Genomic DNA, 19,469 nt, shown 5'->3' with positions numbered 1-19,469 from the left:
TTCCGGTCTGACTTCATAGTGTTTCGGTGGTCATAGCGTGAGGGAAACGCCCGGTTACATTCCGAACCCGGAAGCTAAGCCTTACAGCGCCGATGGTACTGCAGGGGGGACCCTGTGGGAGAGTAGGACACCGCCGAACAATTATTCAAAGGGTTGGACCTGGAACTTCGGTTCCGGGTCCAACCCTTTTTTGGTTTGCGTAACGTGCCGTTCACGTTCCGCGCCGAGCATCGCGGCATGGGTACTGCTGCCATGCTCAGGGCCGCCGGCGTCGGAGTCGGCGACGAGGTCATCGTGCCGGCCTTCGGGAACGTCGAGGTCGCCGAGGCCGTGACACTCGCCGGTGCGCTTCCGGTGTTCGCCGACATAGATCCGCTGACCTACTGCCTCGACGTGACGGCGGTCGAGGCGGCCGTAACTGCCCGTTCCGCAGCGGTCGTTGTGGTGCACCGGTTCGGACGGTGGGCCGACATCCGGCGGTTGCGCGAGGTGGGGCAGCGGCACGGGCTGCTGGTGCTCGAGCAGGGGGAGTCCGAGGCCCCGTACGACGAGATCGCGCAGCGGCGGCAGCGGGCCTCCTATCTCGATGCGAAGCTGCGCGGAGTGCGGACGCCGGACGGTGGCGACGGGCACACCTACCAGCAGTACGTCGTGCGGGTGCCGGGGAACGGCCGGCCCGACCGGGACGTCTTCGCTCGGGCCCTTCGGGGCAAGGGGGTTGACTGCCGGGTGCCGGTGAAGACGCCGGTGCACCGGCTGCCGGAATTCCGGTGCTGGGTATCGCTGCCGGAAACGGAGACGGCCGCGGACGAGACGCTCGCGCTGCCGGTGGACGCCGCGTTGACGAAGCGGGAGATGCGGCGGATCGTGTCCGCCTGCAATGCCCTCGGCGGACTGCTCCAGCCCGCCTTCTGAACGAGTTTGGGGACTCGGCCTGTTCGGGGTATGATCTATTCCGTTGCCGCGGGGGAAACCTCGAAAAGGCGACAGGCCCCTATAGCTCAGTCGGCAGAGCGTCTCCATGGTAAGGAGAAGGTCAACGGTTCGATTCCGTTTGGGGGCTCCAGTCAAAAGGCCTCGCCCATAAGGGCGGGGCCTTTTTCCTGCCTTCTTTCCCCCGTCTTCAGTCCTTCTGGAGACCGGGCACCCGCATCGCCAGGATGGCCATGTCGTCGGAGGGGGCGTCCGACGCGAAGCGCTCCACCGCGCGCATGATGCGCGCGGCGACCGCGCCCGCCGTCAGGCCCGTGCAGGTGGTCAGGACGTCGGCCAGGCCGTCGTCACCGAGCATGCGGGTGCCCTCCCGGCGTTCCGTCACGCCGTCGGTGACGCAGAGGAGGACGTCGCCCGGGTCGAGGGTGACCGTCTGCTCGTACAGGTCCAGGTCCTCGATGACGCCGAGGAGAGGCTGCGGTTCGGCGGCCGCCTCCACCGTGCCGTCCTGGCGCAGGCGCAGCGGGAGCGGGTGGCCGGCGCAGACGACCTTCATCTCCGCGCTGCCGTCCTCCTGGGGGCGCATCTCGCCGTACAGGAGGGTCAGGAAGCGGCTGCGGTCTCCCTCGTCCAGGATGGCCGAGTTGAGCCGCTCCAGGACCGCGGGGCCGCTGAGGCCTTCGCGGGCCAGGAGGCGGAGCGCGTGCCGGGCGAGGCCCGTGACCGCGGCCGCGTTGGGGCCCGTACCGCAGACGTCGCCGATGGCGAAGCCGTACGCGTTGTCGGCGATGGGGAAGACGTCGTAGAAGTCGCCGCCGACCTCGTTGCCCTCGCCGGCCGCGCGGTAGATGACCTCGACCTCCATGCCCTCGATGTGCGGGGTGCCCGGGGGCAGGAGGCTGCGCTGGAGCGCCTGGCTGATGGCCGTGCGCTCCGAGTACAGGCGGGCGTTGTCCAGGGCGAGGGCGGCCCGGCGGGACAAATCCTCGGCCAGTTCCAGGATCTCCTGGCGGAAGTGTTCGTCGGTGGGCTTGCCGAGGGTGAGCATGCCGATGACGCGGTTGCGGGCGACCAGGGGCAGGACGACTGTCTCGCCGCCCACGGCGGAGGCGGTGGCGAGTGTCGGGCCGATGCCGGAGGAGACCTGGCGGGTGGGGCCGCCGGTCAGACCGAGGCTGCGCATGGAGCTGCGCAGGGCGGCCTGGTGGGCGTGCTCGCCGGGGGCGGTCCAGACGCGGGCGCCCGGCGTGGGTACCGGGTCCGGCGGGGGCACCTTGGCGAGCAACGACTTGATGCCGTCGATGAGTTCCTCGTCCTCGTGCAGGACGTACGACAGGTACGGGTCGGAGGCCTGGTCGGCGATGGTGTAGACGGCGCACCAGGTGGCGAGGGTGGGGACCGTCATCTGGGCCATCAGGGCGAGCGTCTGGTCGCGGTCCAGGGTGCCGGCGAGCAGGTCGGAGGCCTCGACGAGGAAGCTGAGCGAGCCGCGGCGCAGCCGTTCCAGCTCGCCGAGGCGTGCCGACTCGACGGCCAGGGCGATGCGGTCGGCGGCGAACTGGAGGCGCAGCGCCTCCTCGTTGGAGTATCTGCCCGGCGCCTCGGCCGCGACGCCCAGGGAGCCCGTGAGGCGGCCCTCGACCTTCAGCGGGACGGTGACGACCGAGCGCATGCCGGTGCCGGCGAGGAGGGGGACCGCGCCCGGAACGGCCGCCAGGTCGTCGTGTACGGCCGGCATGCGGGCCGAGCCGTAGCGGCCGGGGCCGGCTTCCACGGGCACGCGCGCGAAGCGCTGACGGGCCGACGGGAGGCCGGTGGAGGCGCGGACCTCCAACTCGGTCTCGTCGTCGGTGGCGAGGAGCAGGAACGCGGAGTCGCCGTCGAGCATGTCGCGGGCGCGTTCGACCGTGCGCTGGAGGAGACCGTCGAGGTCGTCCGGGGCGGGGGAGCCGATGAATACCTCGAACGGGTCACTGCTCTGGCCGTCGGAGGCGCCGCCGGCTTCCGAGGCGGGGAGGCGCAACGGGGTCTGGAGAACCGCCCGTTCGTGGTCGCGTACGAGCAGGCAGACCGTGGAGGGCTCGCCGCCGGTGTCGCGGACGCGCAGGTGCGAGGCGTAGACGGCGGTCACCCGGCCGTCGGCGCCGCGGACGCCGTAGCTGCCCTCCCAGCGGGAGAGCTGGAGGGCCTCGGCGATGCCGGTGCCGGTGCCGGGGGTGTGCGGCCAGGCGGCGAGGTCGGTGAGCGGCTTGCCGGTGACCTGGGCCGCGGTGTGGCCGAAGATCTCCTCGGCGTCCTCGTTCCAGGAGGAGATGGAGCCCTTGCGGTCGATCTGGACGACCGCGACCCTGACCCTGCCGTCGGCGAGGGGCAGCAGGTCGGCGGGGAGGGACGGGCCGGCCGCGCGGGTGCCGACCGGACGCTCCGGGAGATCCAGCTGGAACCAGACATTTTTGTGCGTGGACGTGTACTCGACGCCCCAGCGGGCGGCGAGGGCCGCGCAGAGCTGGAGTCCGCGGCCGCCTTCGCGGTCAGGGCTGCCCATGTTGACGGCGGAGCCCTGGAGCGGGACCTCGCGTTCCGGGTAGCGGTCGGCGACCTCGATGCGCACCCCGTCGTCCGCGCGCAGGCACAGGACGTCGGCGTGGGTGCCGGCGTGCACGACCGCGTTGGTCACCAGTTCGCTGGTGAGCACCACGGCGTCGTCGACGACGTCCGCGAAGCCCCAGCCCTGGAGCGTGTCGCGGACGAAGGCCCTGGCGGTCGCGACCGACCGCCCGAGGGGCTCGAAGGTGGCAGCCGCGCGCGCGGTGATCACAGAACTCCTCGACCGGGTCTCGACATGCGGGCTTGCCTGGCCGGGCTGGTGCCGCTGCTGCGGCATGCGCTCGCCCGTGGGCCGTGGCTCCGGGTTGTGTCCCCCGGGGATCACTCCGGTGGTCATGGTCTGCGGCCGCCCCTCCGAATGCCCGCTCGTTCTCGTGCCACCGCCCAGGCCGGACGGACCGGTGCGGCTGGACAGCCGCATGCAAGGTTACTTACCTTCGCCGTCCGAGCGGATGCCGGTCGCCAGTGTTTACGCCCCCAGGGTGTGCGGACGATGTGCGAAGCTGCCGAACTGTTATGGCCTGGTTCGGCGAGGGTGAAACACTGGGCAGGCTTGTGATGGAGGTCCGGTCAGCCCGAATGCGTTGCGTGCAGGGTGGGCAGCAGCCCCTGGTGTGGCCGGATCTCGTCTGGCAGGAATACGCAGCAGTAACCGGTACGCCGGAGTAAGCGGTACGCCGAGTACGGCGGTGTCCGAGCACAGCAGTAACGGTCGACCCCTGCGGGAGGGACACAGTGGAGTCTGGCGCAGCGGCGCGGAGCACTAGGGCGCGCGCGAAGGGCGGACCGTCTCTGAGCAGGCAGCGGGGCGGTGACGGGACCACCGCGGTGGACACGGCTTCCCTCAACCGGTTGCTGGTGGCGCTCGTGGCGATGCGGGACGGCAACTTCCGCAAGCGGCTCACGGTGTCCGGGGACGGCGTGATGTCGGAGATCGCGGCGGTCTTCAACGAGGTGGCCGACCGCAATCTCCACCTCACGGGTGAGCTGTCCCGGGTACGGCGTGTCGTGGGACGTGAGGGAAAACTCACGGAGCGGCTGGAGACGGGCGCCTGCGAAGGCTCCTGGGCGGCCGCCATCGACAACTCCAACGCACTCGTCGACGACCTGGTACGGCCGGTCTCCGAGGTGGGCCGGGTCCTGACGGCGGTGGCCGAGGGTGACCTGTCGCCGCGCATGGAGTTGCGGTCGCCGTCGGCGGACGGGGCCGGGCATCCGCTGCGCGGTGAGTTCCTGAAGGTCGGCCGGACCGTCAACAACCTGGTCGACCAGTTGTCGACGTTCACCGACGAGGTCACCCGGGTGGCCAGCGAGGTGGGCACCGAGGGCAAGCTGGGCGGTCAGGCACGCGTGCGTGGCATGTCGGGTTCGTGGCGGGACCTCACGGACTCGGTGAACACGATGGCGTACCGGCTGACGGCCCAGGTGCGGGACATCGCGCTGGTGACGACGGCGGTCGCCAAGGGTGACCTGTCACGCAAGGTGACGGTCCAGGTCGCCGGCGAGATGCTGGAGCTGAAGGAAACCGTCAACACGATGGTGGACCAGCTCTCTGCGTTCTCCTCCGAGGTGACGCGGGTCGCCCGCGAGGTGGGCACGGACGGCATCCTGGGCGGTCAGGCGAACGTGCCGGGGGTGGCGGGGACGTGGAAGGAGCTCACCGACTCCGTCAACACCATGGCCGGCAACCTGACGGCCCAGGTGCGCGGGATCTCGGAGGTGACCACCGCGGTCGCCAACGGTGACCTGTCACGCAAGGTAACCGTTCCGGCGCGCGGTGAGGTCGCGCAGCTCGCCGAGACGATCAACCAGATGACCGAGACGCTGCGGATCTTCGCGGACGAGGTCACGCGCGTGGCCAACGAGGTCGGCGGCGAGGGGCGGCTCGGCGGGCAGGCGAACGTGCCGGGCGCGGCGGGCACCTGGAAGGACCTGACGGATTCCGTCAACACGGTGTTCCGGAACCTGACCACCCAGGTGCGCGACATCGCCGCCGTGACGACGGCCGTGGCCAACGGTGATCTGTCGCAGAAGGTCACGGTCGACGTGGCCGGCGAGATGCTGGAGCTGAAGAACACCGTCAACGGCATGGTTGATCAACTGTCGTCGTTCGGTGCCGAGGTCACCCGGGTGGCGCGGGAGATCGGGGTCGAGGGTGAGCTGGGCGGCCAGGCGCAGGTGGCCGGAGCGGCCGGTACCTGGAAGGACTTGACCGACTCCGTCAACACCGCGTTCCGCAACCTCACCGGCCAGGTCCGCAACATCGCCCAGGTGACGACGGCGGTGGCCAACGGTGATCTGTCGCAGAAGGTCACGGTCGACGTGTCCGGCGAGATGCTGAAGCTGAAGAACACCGTGAACACGATGGTGGACCAGCTCTCCAGTTTCGCCGACCAGGTGACGCGGATGGCCAGGGACGTGGGCACCGAGGGCCGCCTCGGCGGCCAGGCGCGCGTGGACGGCGTCTCGGGCACCTGGAAGGAGCTGACGGACTCCGTCAACTTCATGGCCGGCAACCTGACCTCCCAGGTGCGGCAGATCGCCCAGGTGACGACGGCGGTGGCGCGGGGCGACCTGTCCCAGAAGATCGACGTCGACGCGCGCGGCGAGATCCTCGAACTGAAGAACACGATCAACACGATGGTCGACCAGCTGTCCGCCTTCGCCGACCAGGTCACCAAGGTGGCCCGCGAGGTGGGTACGGAGGGACGGCTGGGCGGTCAGGCGCAGGTGCCCGGTGTGGCCGGTGTGTGGCGGGACCTGACGGACTCGGTGAACGGCATGGCCGGGAACCTGACGGCTCAGGTGCGCAACATCGCCCAGGTCGCCACCGCGGTGGCCCGCGGTGACCTCTCCCAGAAGATCACCGTGGACGCGCGCGGTGAGATCCAGGAGCTGAAGAACACCCTGAACACGATGGTCGACCAGCTGTCGTCGTTCGCCCAGGAGGTCACCCGCGTGGCGCGCGAGGTGGGCACCGAGGGCATCCTCGGTGGCCAGGCCGAGGTGCAGGGGGTGGCGGGCACCTGGAAGGACCTCACCCAGTCCGTGAACTTCATGGCGAACAACCTGACCATCCAGGTGCGCAACATCGCCGAGGTCACGACCGCGGTCGCCAAGGGCGACCTGTCGAAGAAGATCACTGTTGACGCGAAGGGCGAGATCCTTGAGCTCGTCACGACGGTCAACACCATGGTCGATCAGCTGTCCAGCTTCGCCGAGCAGGTGACCCGGGTGGCCCGCGAGGTGGGCACCGAGGGCATCCTGGGCGGTCAGGCGCGGGTTCCGGGTGTCACGGGCATCTGGAAGGACCTCAGCAACAACGTGAACCAGATGGCCAACAACCTGACCATGCAGGTGCGGAACATCTCCCAGGTCTCGGCGGCGGTCGCCAACGGCGACCTGACCCGGCAGGTCACGATCGAGGCGAGCGGTGAGGTGGCCCAGCTCGCGGACACCATCAACCAGATGGTGAAGACGCTGAGTTCGTTCGCCGACCAGGTCACCAAGGTGGCCCGTGAGGTGGGTACGGACGGCATCCTGGGCGGTCAGGCGCACGTGCCGGGCGTAGCGGGTACGTGGAAGGACCTCACCGAGTCGGTGAACCAGATGGCGTCCAACCTGACCGGTCAGGTGCGCAACATCGCGATGGTCACCACGGCCATCGCGAAGGGCGACCTGACCAAGAAGATCGACATTGACGCGCGCGGTGAGATCCTCGAACTCAAGACGACGATCAACACGATGGTCGACCAGCTGTCGAGCTTCGCCGAGGAGGTCACCCGGGTGGCCCGCGAGGTGGGCACCGAGGGGGCGCTCGGCGGGCAGGCACGCGTGCGTGACGTGGACGGCACCTGGCGGGACCTCACCGAGTCCGTGAACGAGATGGCCGGGAACCTGACCCGGCAGGTGCGTGCCATCGCGCGCGTGGCGACCGCGGTGACCCGCGGCGACCTGAACCTGAAGATCGACGTGGACGCGTCCGGCGAGATCCAGGAACTCCAGGACTACATCAACAAGATGATCGCCAACCTGCGCGACACCACGGTGGCCAACCAGGAGCAGGACTGGCTCAAGGGCAACCTGGCCCGGATCTCCGCGCTGATGCAGGGCCGCCGCGACCTGGTGGACGTGGCCTCCCTGATCATGAGCGAGCTGACGCCCGTGGTGACCGCGCAGCACGGCGCGTTCTTCCTGGCGATGCCGCTGGTCGACGGCAAGGACATGAGCGCCGAGAGCGAGGACGCGTACGAACTGCGCATGCTCGGGTCGTACGGCTACTCGATGGGTTCCATGCCGACGTCGTTCCGGCCGGGTGAGGCGCTGATCGGGACGGCCGCGCAGGAGAAGCGGACGATCCTGGTGGAGAAGGCGCCCACCGGGTACCTGAAGATCTCCTCCGGGCTCGGCGAGGCCCCGCCGGCGCAGGTGATCGTGCTTCCGGTGCTGTTCGAGGGCAAGGTGCTCGGCGTGATCGAGCTGGCGTCCTTCACGCCGTTCACGCAGATCCAGAAGGACTTCCTCAACCAGATCGCCGAAATGATCGCGACCAGCGTCAACACCATCTCCGTGAACACCAAGACCGAGGTGCTGCTGAAGCAGTCGCAGGAGCTGACCGAGCAGCTCCAGGAGCGGTCGGCCGAGCTGGAGAACCGGCAGAAGGCCCTCCAGGCGTCCAACGCCGAACTGGAGGAGAAGGCCGAGCTGCTGGCCCAGCAGAACCGGGACATCGAGGTGAAGAACACCGAGATCGAGGAGGCCCGGCAGGTCCTGGAGGAGCGTGCCGAGCAACTCGCCGTCTCCATGCGGTACAAGAGCGAGTTCCTCGCCAACATGTCGCACGAGCTGCGCACCCCGCTCAACTCGCTGCTGATCCTCGCCAAGCTGCTCGCGGACAACGCCGAGGGCAACCTGTCGCCGAAGCAGGTGGAGTTCGCCGAGACCATCCACGGCGCGGGTTCCGACCTGCTCCAGCTGATCAACGACATCCTGGACCTGTCGAAGGTCGAGGCGGGCAAGATGGACGTCTCCCCGACGCGTATCGCGCTCGTCCAGCTCGTGGACTACGTGGAGGCCACCTTCCGGCCGCTGACCGCGGAGAAGGGCCTGGACCTGTCGGTGCGGGTCTCGCCGGAGCTGCCCGCCACCCTGCACACCGACGAGCAGCGGCTCCTTCAGGTGCTGCGCAACCTGCTGTCGAACGCGGTGAAGTTCACCGACTCCGGCTCGGTGGAGCTGGTGATCCGGCCGGCGAGCGGTGACGTTCCGGTGGGGATCAGGGAGCAGCTCCTGGAGGCCGGTTCGCTCGGTGATCCGGACGCGCCGCTGATCGCGTTCTCGGTGACCGACACCGGCATCGGGATCGCGGCCAGCAAGATGCGGGTGATCTTCGAGGCGTTCAAGCAGGCCGACGGCACGACCAGCCGCAAGTACGGCGGTACGGGCCTCGGTCTCTCGATCTCGCGGGAGATCGCGCAGCTGCTGGGCGGCGAGATCTATGCGCAGAGCGAGCCGGGTCGAGGCTCCACGTTCACGCTGTACCTGCCGCTGCACCCCAGCGAGCTGCCGCCGCAGGGCTACCAGCAGTCGGTGCCCCAGTTGGAGGCCGGGGACCTGGTCGCCTCGCAGCATCTCGCGCTGGAGATGTCCGGCGTGGAGATCGAGACGCCGGCCGAGGTGAAGTCGTACCACGAGACCCAGAACGGCGCCGCGGCGCTCTTCAGGCGCCGCCGCCGGGGCGCTCCGATGGCGGAGGCGTGGCCGGTCCTCGCCGAGCAGGAGGCGACGTCCCCGCAGCCGCGCCGGGGCATGCGGTTCGGCGGGGAGAAGGTGCTGATCGTCGACGACGACATCCGCAACGTCTTCGCGCTCACCAGCGTCCTGGAGCAGCACGGCCTGTCGGTGCTGTACGCCGAGAACGGCCGGGAGGGCATCGAGGTCCTGGAACAGCACGACGACGTCGCGGTCGTTCTGATGGACATCATGATGCCCGAGATGGACGGCTATGCGACGACCAACGCGATCCGTCGGATGCCGCAGTTCGCCGGGCTGCCGATCATCGCGCTCACCGCGAAGGCGATGAAGGGCGACCGGGAGAAGGCCATCGAGTCGGGCGCGTCCGACTACGTCACCAAGCCGGTCGACCCCGATCACCTGCTGGCGGTGATGGAGCAGTGGATGCGCGGGGAGTGACCGGAACGGTCAGGTGTGATGTGAACGTTGTGGGAACGTTCCGTGTGCACGGGGAGTTGCTGACGCACCGTGGCGGAACCCGTGTAGAAGTGCGGTATTGGGGGAACCTTCTGGTCTCCGGCTGCGTTTCTGCTACGTGCACAGTGACATCGCGGTGACAGGGTGTGGCGACAGGCGGGGTGCGGCTACCATGACCGGCACAAGGACGGGCGGCGAAAGGGAGTCGTCCCCTGGGGCGGCGCCCGGTGCACATCCGGGGCGAGGAGGGCGGGCCATGGTGCAGAAGGCCAAGATCCTCCTGGTCGATGACCGGCCGGAGAATCTGCTGGCGCTGGAGGCCATCCTCTCTGCGCTCGATCAGACACTGGTGCGGGCATCGTCCGGGGAGGAAGCGCTCAAGGCACTGCTCACGGACGACTTCGCGGTGATTCTGCTGGACGTCCAGATGCCGGGCATGGACGGTTTCGAGACCGCGGCGCACATCAAGCGGCGGGAGCGGACCCGGGACATCCCGATCATCTTCCTCACCGCCATCAACCACGGCCCGCACCACACCTTCCGGGGCTACGCCGCGGGCGCGGTGGACTACATCTCCAAGCCGTTCGACCCGTGGGTGCTGCGCGCCAAGGTCTCGGTGTTCGTCGAGCTGTACATGAAGAACTGCCAGCTGCGCGAGCAGGCGGCGCTGCTGCGGCTCCAGTTGGAGGGCGGCGGCAAGGGCGCGGTCGCCGGCAAGGAGTCCGCGGGGCTGCTCGCCGAGCTGTCCGCCCGGCTCGCGGCCGTCGAGGAGCAGGCGGAGGCGCTGTCCAAGCAGCTGGACGACGAGTCCGCGGACGCGGCCGCGGTGGCCACGGCGGCGCACCTGGAGCGCAAACTCACCGGCCTGCGGCGGGCGCTCGACGCCCTCGAACCGGGCACGGGCGGCGCCACGCCCCCGCTCTCCTCGCAGAACTGACCGCGGCCGCGGACCCAGTTGCCCATGAGCGTGCGTCAGTTCCACGTCCCGCGAAGGGCGACACGAACGGGTGAAGCAGTGGGCACACGTGTCCCCTGTCGCATCCCCCGGTAACCTCACACCCATGGCCTCACGTCCCTCCGCAGCCAAGAAGCAGCCCGCGAAGAGGGCCGCTCCCTCGAAGGCTCCGGCGAAGAAGGCCGCCGCGAAGAAAGCCCCGGCCAAGAAGGCGCCCGCCAAGAGGACCGCGGCGAAGAAGTCCGCGCCGGCACCCAGGCCGGCGCCCAGCCCCACCGGGGGCGTGTACCGCCTGGTGCGCGCCCTGTGGCTAGGCGTCGCGCACGCCGTCGGCGCCGTCTTCCGCGGCATAGGGCAGGGAGCCAGGAACCTGGACCCGGCCCATCGCAAGGACGGCATCGCCCTGCTCCTGCTCGGCATCGCCCTGATCGTCGCCGCCGGCACCTGGGCCGACCTGCGCGGCCCGGTCGGCGACCTGGTCGAGATCCTCGTGACCGGCGCCTTCGGCCGCCTCGACCTGCTGGTGCCGATACTGCTCGCGATGATCGCCGTGCGGTTCATGCGCCACCCCGAGCAGGAGGACGCCAACGGGCGGATCGTGATCGGCCTGTCGGCACTGGTCGTCGGCGTGCTCGGCCAGGTGCACATCGCGTGCGGCTCGCCCGCCCGCAGCGACGGCATGCAGGGCATAAGGGACGCCGGCGGCCTCATCGGCTGGGCGGCGGCGACCCCGCTGACGTACACCATGACCGACGTCCTCGCCGTACCCCTGCTGGTGCTGCTCACGGTCTTCGGACTGCTCGTGGTCACCGCGACCCCGGTGAACGCCATCCCGCAGCGTCTGCGGGCGCTCGGCGCGCGCCTCGGGCTGCTGCACGACCCCGAGCCCGACGACGGGTACCAGGAGTACGGCGAGGACGACGAGCGCTACGACGAGCAGTGGCGCCAGGCGCTGCCCGCGCGCCCCCGCAGGCGCTCCGGTGCCCCCCAGGAGTACGACCCCGACAGCGCCGAGCAGGAGGCCCTCGCCAAGCGCCGGGGCCGTCCGCGGCGCTCCGCCGTGCCGCAGCCCGAGCTGGGCCGCCAGATGGACGCCGTGGACGTCGCGGCGGCCGCCGCGGCCGCGCTCGACGGCGCCGTCCTGCACGGCATGCCGCCCTCGCCGCTCGTCGCCGACCTCACCCAGGGCGTCAGCGTGGGCGACCGTGAGGACACCACCCCCACGCCCGTGCCGGCGCCGAGCCCGAGTCCGAGTCCGGTCCCGGCCGCGCGCCCCAAGCAGGAGAGGCTCAAGGTCGAGCCGGTCGTCGCCGACCTGACCAAACCGGCGCCCGCGGAGCCCCGCGACCTGCCCCCGCGCGCCGAGCAGCTCCAGCTCTCCGGCGACATCACCTACTCGCTGCCGACCCTGGACCTCCTCACCCGCGGCGGCCCGGGCAAGGCGCGCAGCGAGGCCAACGACCGGGTGGTCGCCTCGCTCACCACCGTCTTCTCCGAGTTCAAGGTCGACGCGGCGGTCACCGGCTTCACCCGCGGCCCGACGGTCACCCGCTACGAGGTCGAGCTCGGTCCCGCCGTGAAGGTCGAGCGGATCACCGCGCTCACCAAGAACATCGCGTACGCCGTCGCCAGCCCGGACGTGCGGATCATCAGCCCGATCCCCGGCAAGTCCGCGGTCGGCATCGAGATCCCCAACACCGACCGCGAGATGGTCAACCTCGGGGACGTGCTGCGGCTCGCCGAGTCCGCCGAGGACGACGACCCGATGCTGGTCGCCTTCGGCAAGGACGTCGAGGGCGGCTACGTCATGCACTCGCTGGCGAAGATGCCGCACATGCTCGTCGCCGGCGCCACCGGCTCCGGCAAGTCGTCCTGCATCAACTGCCTGATCACCTCGGTCATGATGCGGGCGACCCCGGAGGACGTGCGGATGGTCCTGGTCGACCCCAAGCGGGTCGAGCTGACCGCCTACGAGGGCATCCCGCACCTGATCACGCCGATCATCACCAACCCCAAGCGCGCGGCCGAGGCGCTGCAGTGGGTCGTACGCGAGATGGACCTGCGCTACGACGACCTGGCGGCGTTCGGGTTCCGGCACATCGACGACTTCAACAAGGCGATCCGCGAGGGCAAGGTCAAGCTCCCCGAGGGCAGCGAGCGGGAGCTGCAGCCGTACCCGTACCTGCTGGTGATCGTCGACGAGCTGGCCGACCTGATGATGGTCGCCCCGCGGGACGTCGAGGACGCGATCGTGCGCATCACGCAGCTCGCGCGGGCGGCCGGCATCCACCTGGTGCTCGCCACCCAGCGCCCGTCGGTCGACGTGGTCACCGGTCTCATCAAGGCGAACGTGCCCTCCCGGCTCGCCTTCGCCACCTCCTCGCTCGCCGACAGCCGCGTCATCCTCGACCAGCCCGGCGCCGAGAAGCTCATCGGCAAGGGCGACGGCCTCTTCCTTCCGATGGGGGCGAACAAGCCGACCCGTATGCAGGGCGCGTTCGTCACCGAGGAGGAGGTCGCCGCCGTCGTCCAGCACTGCAAGGACCAGATGGCGCCGGTCTTCCGGGACGACGTCACCGTGGGCTCCAAGCAGAAGAAGGAGATCGACGAGGACATCGGCGACGACCTCGACCTGCTCTGCCAGGCCGCTGAGCTGGTCGTCTCCACCCAGTTCGGCTCCACCTCCATGCTCCAGCGCAAGCTGCGCGTCGGCTTCGCCAAGGCCGGCCGGCTCATGGACCTCATGGAGTCGCGGGGCGTGGTGGGGCCGAGCGAGGGGTCCAAGGCGCGCGACGTTCTGGTAAAACCTGATGAGCTGGACGGGGTGCTTGCTGTGATCCGTGGGGAGTCCGAGGGGTAGACGTAGAGGGGTAGGCCTGTCTGAGGGCTACGGGCGCCTGCGGACCCGGTGGAGTCGTCGCCGTGATCCACCCGTTAGGGACCGTCGGGCAACCGTTTCCCTTTGACGTACGTCAAGTTGAGCGAGAGGAAAGGTGTGTACCCCATTCAGGGGTGCGCACCTGACCCGTCATCGGGATGTCGGGCCATACCGATGGCGTACAAAGTCGTACCGCCCGGTTGCCTCACCCTTTTGCACCCCCCATAGACTGAACCTCCAGCACAGGTGGCTACACGCTCGAAAGGCGCCCCCGTGTCCATCGGCAGCAACTCCCCTGAAGACGAGCGTCCGTTCCCAGACGTGTCCGAGGAAAACCGCCCCTCCGTAGGCCGAGCCCTCAAGCAGGCCCGCATCGCCGCCGGGCTGACCGTCGACGAGATCAGCGGGAGCACCCGGGTCCGTATCGCCATCGTGCACGCCATCGAGGCCGACGACTTCGCCCCCTGCGGCGGCGACGTCTACGCCCGCGGGCACATCCGGACCCTGGCGAAGGCCGTCGGCCTCGACCCCGAGCCGCTGCTCGCGCAGTTCGCGGCGGACCACGGTGGTGGGCGGCCCGCGCCGACGCCCGCCGCGCCGCTGTTCGAGGCGGAACGTATCCGCCCCGAGCGTCGCGGGCCCAACTGGACGGCGGCCATGGTCGCCGCGATCGTCGTCGTGATCGGTTTCGTCGGCTTCACCGCCTTCAAGGGCGGCGGCGACGACGCCAAGCAGTCGGTCGCCGAGGGCCCCGCCCCGTCGACCAGCAAGCCGGTCTCGCCGACCCCGAAGGAGAGCAGGCCCGACAAGACCCCCGGGCCCTCCGACAGCGCGATCGCCGCCGCGCCCCAGGACAAGGTCACCGTCCAGGTCAGCGCGGTCAACGGACGCAGCTGGATCTCGGCCAAGGACCACAACGGCCGGATGCTCTTCGACGGGCTCCTGAAGAAGGGCGAGTCCAAGACCTTCCAGGACAACTCCAAGATCAACCTGATCCTCGGCGACGCCGGAGCCATCCAGCTCTACGTCAACGGAAAGAAGATCGAGGACCAGTTCCGGCCCGGCGCGGTGGAGCGCCTGACCTACACCAAGGGCGACCCGGAAGTCGGATAATCGTTCGGGTTATGCGCGTACACAAGGGGTTGGCCATGATCGGCCAGCCCCTTCGACGTGGGCTGTCAGCGAGACAAAGTAGTCTTGAGCCCATGCCTGAACGCCGCACCGTCGCACTCGTCACTCTCGGCTGCGCCCGTAACGAGGTGGACTCGGAGGAGCTCGCAGGCCGTTTGGAGGCGGACGGCTGGCAGCTCGTAGAGGACGCATCGGACGCGGATGTCGCCGTCGTCAACACCTGTGGATTCGTCGAGGCCGCCAAGAAGGACTCGGTCGACGCCCTCCTGGAGGCAAACGACCTCAAGGGACACGGCAGAACCCAGGCCGTCGTGGCGGTGGGCTGCATGGCCGAGCGGTACGGCAAGGAGCTCGCCGAGGCGCTGCCCGAGGCGGACGGCGTGCTGGGCTTCGACGACTACTCCGACATCTCCGACCGCCTGCAGACCATCCTCAACGGCGGCATCCACGCCTCGCACACCCCGCGCGACCGGCGCAAGCTGCTGCCCATCAGCCCCGCCGAGCGGCAGGACTCGGCCGCCGCGGTGGCGCTCCCGGGCCACGGCCCCGCCGACCTCCCCGAGGGCGTAGCGCCCGCCTCCGGGCCGCGTGCGCCCCTGCGCCGCCGCCTGGACGGCGCCCCCGTCGCCTCGGTGAAGCTCGCCTCCGGCTGCGACCGCCGCTGCTCCTTCTGCGCCATCCCGTCCTTCCGCGGCTCCTTCATCTCACGCCGCCCGAGCGACGTGCTGAACGAGACCCGGTGGCTGGCCGAGCAGGGCGTGAAGGAGATCATGCTGGTCTCCGAGAACAACACCTCCTACGGCAAGGACCTGGGTGACATCCGTCTCCTGGAGTCCCTGCTGCCGGAGCTGGCCGAGGTGGACGGTGTCGAACGGGTGCGCGTCAGCTACCTCCAGCCCGCCGAGATGCGCCCCGGCCTGATCGACGTGCTGACCTCCACCCCGAAGGTCGTCCCGTACTTCGACCTCTCCTTCCAGCACTCCGCCCCGGGCGTGCTGCGGTCCATGCGCCGCTTCGGCGACACCGACCGCTTCCTGGAGTTGCTCGACACCATCCGGAGCAAGGCCCCGCAGGCGGGTGTCCGCTCCAACTTCATCGTCGGCTTCCCCGGCGAGTCCGAGTCCGACCTCGGCGAGCTGGAGCGTTTCCTGAACGGCGCGCGCCTCGACGCCATCGGCGTCTTCGGGTACTCCGACGAAGAGGGCACCGAGGCGGCGACGTACGAGAACAAGCTCGCCGAGGAGGTCGTGGCCGAGCGCCTCGCGCACATCTCCCGGCTCGCCGAGGAACTCGTCTCGCAGCGGGCCGAGGAGCGCCTCGGCGAGACCGTGCAGGTCCTCGTGGAGTCCGTGGACGACGAGGACGGCGTCTACGGCCGAGCGGCCCACCAGGCGCCCGAGACGGACGGACAGGTGCTGCTCACCAGCGGCGCGGGACTGCGCATCGGCCGTATGGTCGAGGCGAAGGTGGTCGGTACGGAAGGTGTCGACCTGGTGGCCGAGCCGCTCCAGGGCTCGCCCGCGTGGAGTGAGGAGGCGGGCAGATGACCGGAGTCCCGGCGTCCGCCGCGGGCGGCTCCTCCGGCGCGCACGGCGCCCCGGTCTCCGCCGCGACCTCCGGTGCCGCTCCGGATTCCGGTTCCCGCGACTCTGGTTCCCTTGACCCCGGTCCCCGTGACTCCGGTCACCGCGAAGGCGAGCGGCCCGCGCGCGGCGGGAAGATCGCCGCTGCCGCCGTCAACCAGGCCAGCCTGTGGAACGTCGCCAATCTGCTGACCATGCTCCGGCTGGTCCTGGTGCCCGGCTTCGTCGCCCTGATGCTGGCCGGCGGCGGCTACGACCCGGCGTGGCGCTCGCTCGCCTGGGCGGCCTTCGCCATCGCCATGATCACCGACCTGTTCGACGGGCATCTGGCACGCACCTACAACCTCGTCACCGACTTCGGGAAGATCGCCGACCCCATCGCCGACAAGGCCATCATGGGAGCGGCGCTGATCTGCCTGTCCGGGCTCGGCGATCTGCCCTGGTGGGTGACGATCGTCATCCTCGCCCGGGAACTCGGCATCACGCTGCTGCGTTTCGTGGTCATCCGGTACGGCGTGATCCCGGCCAGCCGTGGCGGCAAGCTCAAGACCCTCACCCAGGGCGTGGCCGTCGGGATGTACGTGCTGGCACTGACGGGGTGGCTGGCCACCCTGAGGTTCTGGGTGATGGCCGCGGCCGTCGTCCTGACCGTCGTCACCGGCCTCGACTACGTGAGACAGGCCATTGTGCTGCGGCGGCAGGGAATCGCCGAGCGGGCGGCAGCGTTGGAGGAGAAAGAAGCGTGAGTTCCACGGCCGCCCAACTGGTGCGACTACTGACGGTGAGGGGCCAGACCCTCGCTGTCGCCGAGTCGCTGACCGGCGGCCTGGTCGCGGCGGAGATCACCACGGTGCCGGGGGCGTCCAAGGCGTTCCGGGGCTCGGTCACCGCCTACGCCACCGAGCTGAAGCACGAGCTGCTGGGCGTCGACGCCACTCTGCTGGCCCAGCGGGGTGCGGTGGATCCGCAGGTCGCGGCCCAGATGGCCGCCGGAGTGCGCAGGGCGCTGGGTGCCGACTGGGGCCTCGCGACCACCGGGGTCGCCGGACCGGAACCGCAGGACGGCCAACCGGTCGGGACGGTCTTCGTGGCCGTGGACGGGCCGTTCGGCCCTCGTTCCGGTTCTGCCGCTGGCGGAAAAGTGGAGGCCCTGCGGTTGAACGGCGACCGCGCGGAAATTCGTAGAGAGAGTGTACGGAGCGTACTCGCACTGCTTCTGAGGGAGCTTGCGAGCGAACAGACCGGGAATGAGCGGGCACAGGATACGGAACAGAACGGGGGGTTTTGATGTTTGCAGCCCTGAGTGAACACGACATCGCTCCCCGCACGGCCGCGGCGCGAGGCGGTACGGTGGGGCGTGAAGGATGCGGCTACGCGGTCCGAGGAGGGAGCCACCGATGATTCTGCTCCGTCGCCTGCTGGGTGACGTGCTGCGTCGGCAGCGCCAGCGCCAGGGCCGTACTCTGCGCGAAGTCTCCTCGTCCGCCCGAGTCTCACTCGGCTATCTCTCCGAGGTGGAGCGGGGGCAGAAGGAGGCTTCCTCCGAACTGCTCTCCGCCATCTGCGACGCGCTGGACGTACGGATGTCCGAGCTCATGCGAGAAGTGAGCGACGAGCTCGCCCTCGCCGAGCTGGCCCAGTCCGCCCAGGCCACCGAGCCCGTGCCCACGTCGGTTCGCCCGATGCTGGGTACCGTCTCGGTGAAGGGTGTGCCACCGGAACGGGTGACCATCAAGGCGCCCGCCGAGGCGGTGGACGTGGTCGCCGCGTGACACCTGCGCGGAGATAGACCCGACGCGGCGCCGACCCGGCGTCGAAGAAGTGCGCGAGGCCCCGGCCGGGGCCCTCCCGGGGAGTCCCGGGAGGGTGCGGCCGGGGCTTTCGTGCGTCCGCGGACGGCATGCGTCCATTTGCCGGTGTCCGCCGATCCGGTCATGGTGGAGGAACGCTTACCGGGGGCTGACAACCGGAGACAACGCATGTACGTCGCGAAGAGCCCGCTGTCCGACGCGGACCCGAAGACCGTGCCCGAGGCGGCGTGGGGCGCCCTCGTGGAGAACGCGTAGCAGGCGCCGATGCCGGTCCACGGCCGTTGCATCGGTGAGCCCTCGGTGCGCCTCCCCAGTGGGCCGGGCGGCGTTCTAGCGTCCGGCTGGAGGTGACGGCCATGGTGGGGCGAATAGTGCGCTGGGGGGTTGCGCTGGGGTTCGCGGCGGTGTGGTGGTGGGCCGTGCTGCGGATCACCTTCGCCGACGGCGCCGGGGCACTGGAGGGCACCGTGGCCGCCGGCGGGTGGGGACTGAGCCTGCTGCCGGTGAACTGCGTGCCGAGGAGCCGGGCGGCGGGGGCCCTGGGGCCGGCCCGCTGGCGGACGGCCTGGCGGACTCCTGGGGCTACCAGGGCATCGCCACCCCTCCGTTCGGGCGCAGGATCTGGCCCGTCGTGAACGAGGAGGCGTCGGACGCCAGGTAGAGCACGGCGTGCGCGACGTCCGCGGCCTCGCCGACCCGGCCCAGCGGTGACAGCCGGGCCATCCAGGCCTCCGTCTGCCGCTGCTCCGCCTTGTACTCGCGGTCGGTCATGGGGGTGCGGGTCCAGCCCGGGGCGACCGCGTTGACCCGGATGCCCTGCCGCCCGACCTCGTTGGCGAGCGTCCTGGTCAGCTGTATCACGGCCGCCTTGGCCGCGCCGTAGCAGAGCAGGCCGGGGCCGCCGGTGTCGATCGCCCCGGAGGCCATGGTGATGATGCTGCCCCCGTTCCGCCCGGCCAGCATCAGCCGCGCCGCCTCCTGGCAGGCGTACAGCACGCCCTTGAAGTTGACGCCCAGCACCCGGTCGAGGTCCTCGTCCCTGGTCTCCAGCACCGGGCTGCGGTGCATGATCCCGGCGATCGCCGCCATGACGTCCAGCCGCCCGCAGGACCGCACGGCCTCCCCGAGCCGCTCCCGGTCGGTCACGTCGAGGGAGTGGGTACGGGCGGTGCCGCCCCGGTCCTTGATCAGCGCCGCCGTCTCGTGCAGGCCGTCCGCGTCCCGGTCGGCGCAGTGCACGGTCGCGCCCGCCTCGGCGAGCAGTACGGCGGACGCCCGGCCGATGCCGCCGGCGGCGCCGGTGACGAATGCGGTGCGTCCGGTGAGGTCGTACGCCTTCAGGGACATGAAGGGACGGTACG

General features: G+C 70.0%; 12 protein-coding genes, 1 tRNA gene and 1 rRNA gene. 12 read left to right on the top strand and 2 right to left on the bottom strand.

Translation table 11 applies throughout. The annotated features are described in order from the left end of the window. Nucleotides 1-22 precede the first annotated feature (22 nt). The 3 genes from rrf (at nt 23) to BLW82_RS11865 (ending at nt 1,066) form a co-directional block, all read left to right on the top strand. A 5S ribosomal RNA gene (gene rrf, locus BLW82_RS11875) occupies nt 23-139 on the top strand. A gap of 113 nt (nt 140-252) precedes the next feature. Further along, on the top strand, nt 253-915 hold the full coding sequence (locus BLW82_RS11870) for a DegT/DnrJ/EryC1/StrS family aminotransferase (protein ID WP_093498758.1): 663 nt from the start codon (nt 253-255) through the stop codon (nt 913-915). A 75-nt stretch (nt 916-990) separates the two neighbouring features. After that, nucleotides 991-1,066 (top strand) — tRNA-Thr (locus BLW82_RS11865). A 57-nt stretch (nt 1,067-1,123) separates the two neighbouring features. Here the strand turns inward: BLW82_RS11865 and BLW82_RS11860 are convergent. Then, entirely contained in the window at nt 1,124-3,877 is a 2,754-nt protein-coding gene (locus tag BLW82_RS11860; RefSeq protein WP_093498757.1) for a SpoIIE family protein phosphatase, read from the bottom strand. Between the two features lie 398 nt (nt 3,878-4,275). Here BLW82_RS11860 and BLW82_RS11850 point away from each other — a divergent pair, with 398 nt between their 5' ends. The 9 genes from BLW82_RS11850 to BLW82_RS45375 all read left to right on the top strand — a co-directional run bounded on the left by BLW82_RS11850 (nt 4,276) and on the right by BLW82_RS45375 (nt 18,363). Beyond that, on the top strand, nt 4,276-9,732 hold the full coding sequence (locus BLW82_RS11850; protein ID WP_093498756.1) for a HAMP domain-containing protein: 5,457 nt from the start codon (nt 4,276-4,278) through the stop codon (nt 9,730-9,732). A 274-nt stretch (nt 9,733-10,006) separates the two neighbouring features. After that, on the top strand, nt 10,007-10,687 hold the full coding sequence (locus BLW82_RS11845) for a response regulator (RefSeq protein ID WP_093498755.1): 681 nt from the start codon (nt 10,007-10,009) through the stop codon (nt 10,685-10,687). A 124-nt stretch (nt 10,688-10,811) separates the two neighbouring features. Continuing rightward, nucleotides 10,812-13,565 (top strand): DNA translocase FtsK, encoded by a 2,754-nt coding sequence (locus BLW82_RS11840; RefSeq protein ID WP_177232919.1) that lies wholly within the window; start codon nt 10,812-10,814, stop codon nt 13,563-13,565. A gap of 291 nt (nt 13,566-13,856) precedes the next feature. Then, nucleotides 13,857-14,696 carry a helix-turn-helix domain-containing protein gene (locus BLW82_RS11835; protein WP_093498754.1) on the top strand — a complete coding sequence of 280 codons (840 nt, stop codon included), beginning with the start codon at nt 13,857-13,859 and terminating at the stop codon, nt 14,694-14,696. Between the two features lie 92 nt (nt 14,697-14,788). Further along, complete coding sequence (rimO, locus tag BLW82_RS11830; protein ID WP_093498753.1) at nt 14,789-16,261, top strand: 30S ribosomal protein S12 methylthiotransferase RimO; 1,473 nt, start codon at nt 14,789-14,791, stop codon at nt 16,259-16,261. Then, complete coding sequence (gene pgsA / locus BLW82_RS11825) at nt 16,258-17,043, top strand: CDP-diacylglycerol--glycerol-3-phosphate 3-phosphatidyltransferase (protein ID WP_093498752.1); 786 nt, start codon at nt 16,258-16,260, stop codon at nt 17,041-17,043. The genes rimO and pgsA overlap by 4 nt, the downstream gene beginning before the upstream one ends. Continuing rightward, the gene (locus BLW82_RS11820) at nt 17,040-17,585 is read left to right on the top strand and encodes a CinA family protein (protein WP_093498751.1); all 546 of its coding nucleotides are present in this window, start codon (nt 17,040-17,042) and stop codon (nt 17,583-17,585) included. Before pgsA ends, BLW82_RS11820 begins: the two co-directional genes overlap by 4 nt. A gap of 109 nt (nt 17,586-17,694) precedes the next feature. Then, nucleotides 17,695-18,069 carry a helix-turn-helix domain-containing protein gene (locus tag BLW82_RS11815; RefSeq protein WP_093498750.1) on the top strand — a complete coding sequence of 125 codons (375 nt, stop codon included), beginning with the start codon at nt 17,695-17,697 and terminating at the stop codon, nt 18,067-18,069. 144 nt (nt 18,070-18,213) lie between these two features. Then, entirely contained in the window at nt 18,214-18,363 is a 150-nt protein-coding gene (locus tag BLW82_RS45375; protein WP_256215766.1) for a hypothetical protein, read from the top strand. A 327-nt stretch (nt 18,364-18,690) separates the two neighbouring features. On the opposite strand, the gene BLW82_RS11805 is transcribed toward BLW82_RS45375, so the two are convergent. Beyond that, complete coding sequence (locus tag BLW82_RS11805; protein ID WP_093508007.1) at nt 18,691-19,455, bottom strand: SDR family NAD(P)-dependent oxidoreductase; 765 nt, start codon at nt 19,453-19,455, stop codon at nt 18,691-18,693. Nucleotides 19,456-19,469: the final 14 nt, after the last annotated feature.

Source organism: Streptomyces sp. Ag109_O5-10 (assembly GCF_900105755.1).
GTDB lineage: Bacteria > Actinomycetota > Actinomycetes > Streptomycetales > Streptomycetaceae > Streptomyces.
The sequence above is the reverse complement of the archived record's forward strand: the minus strand, read 5'-3'. Positions and strand labels throughout refer to the sequence as shown.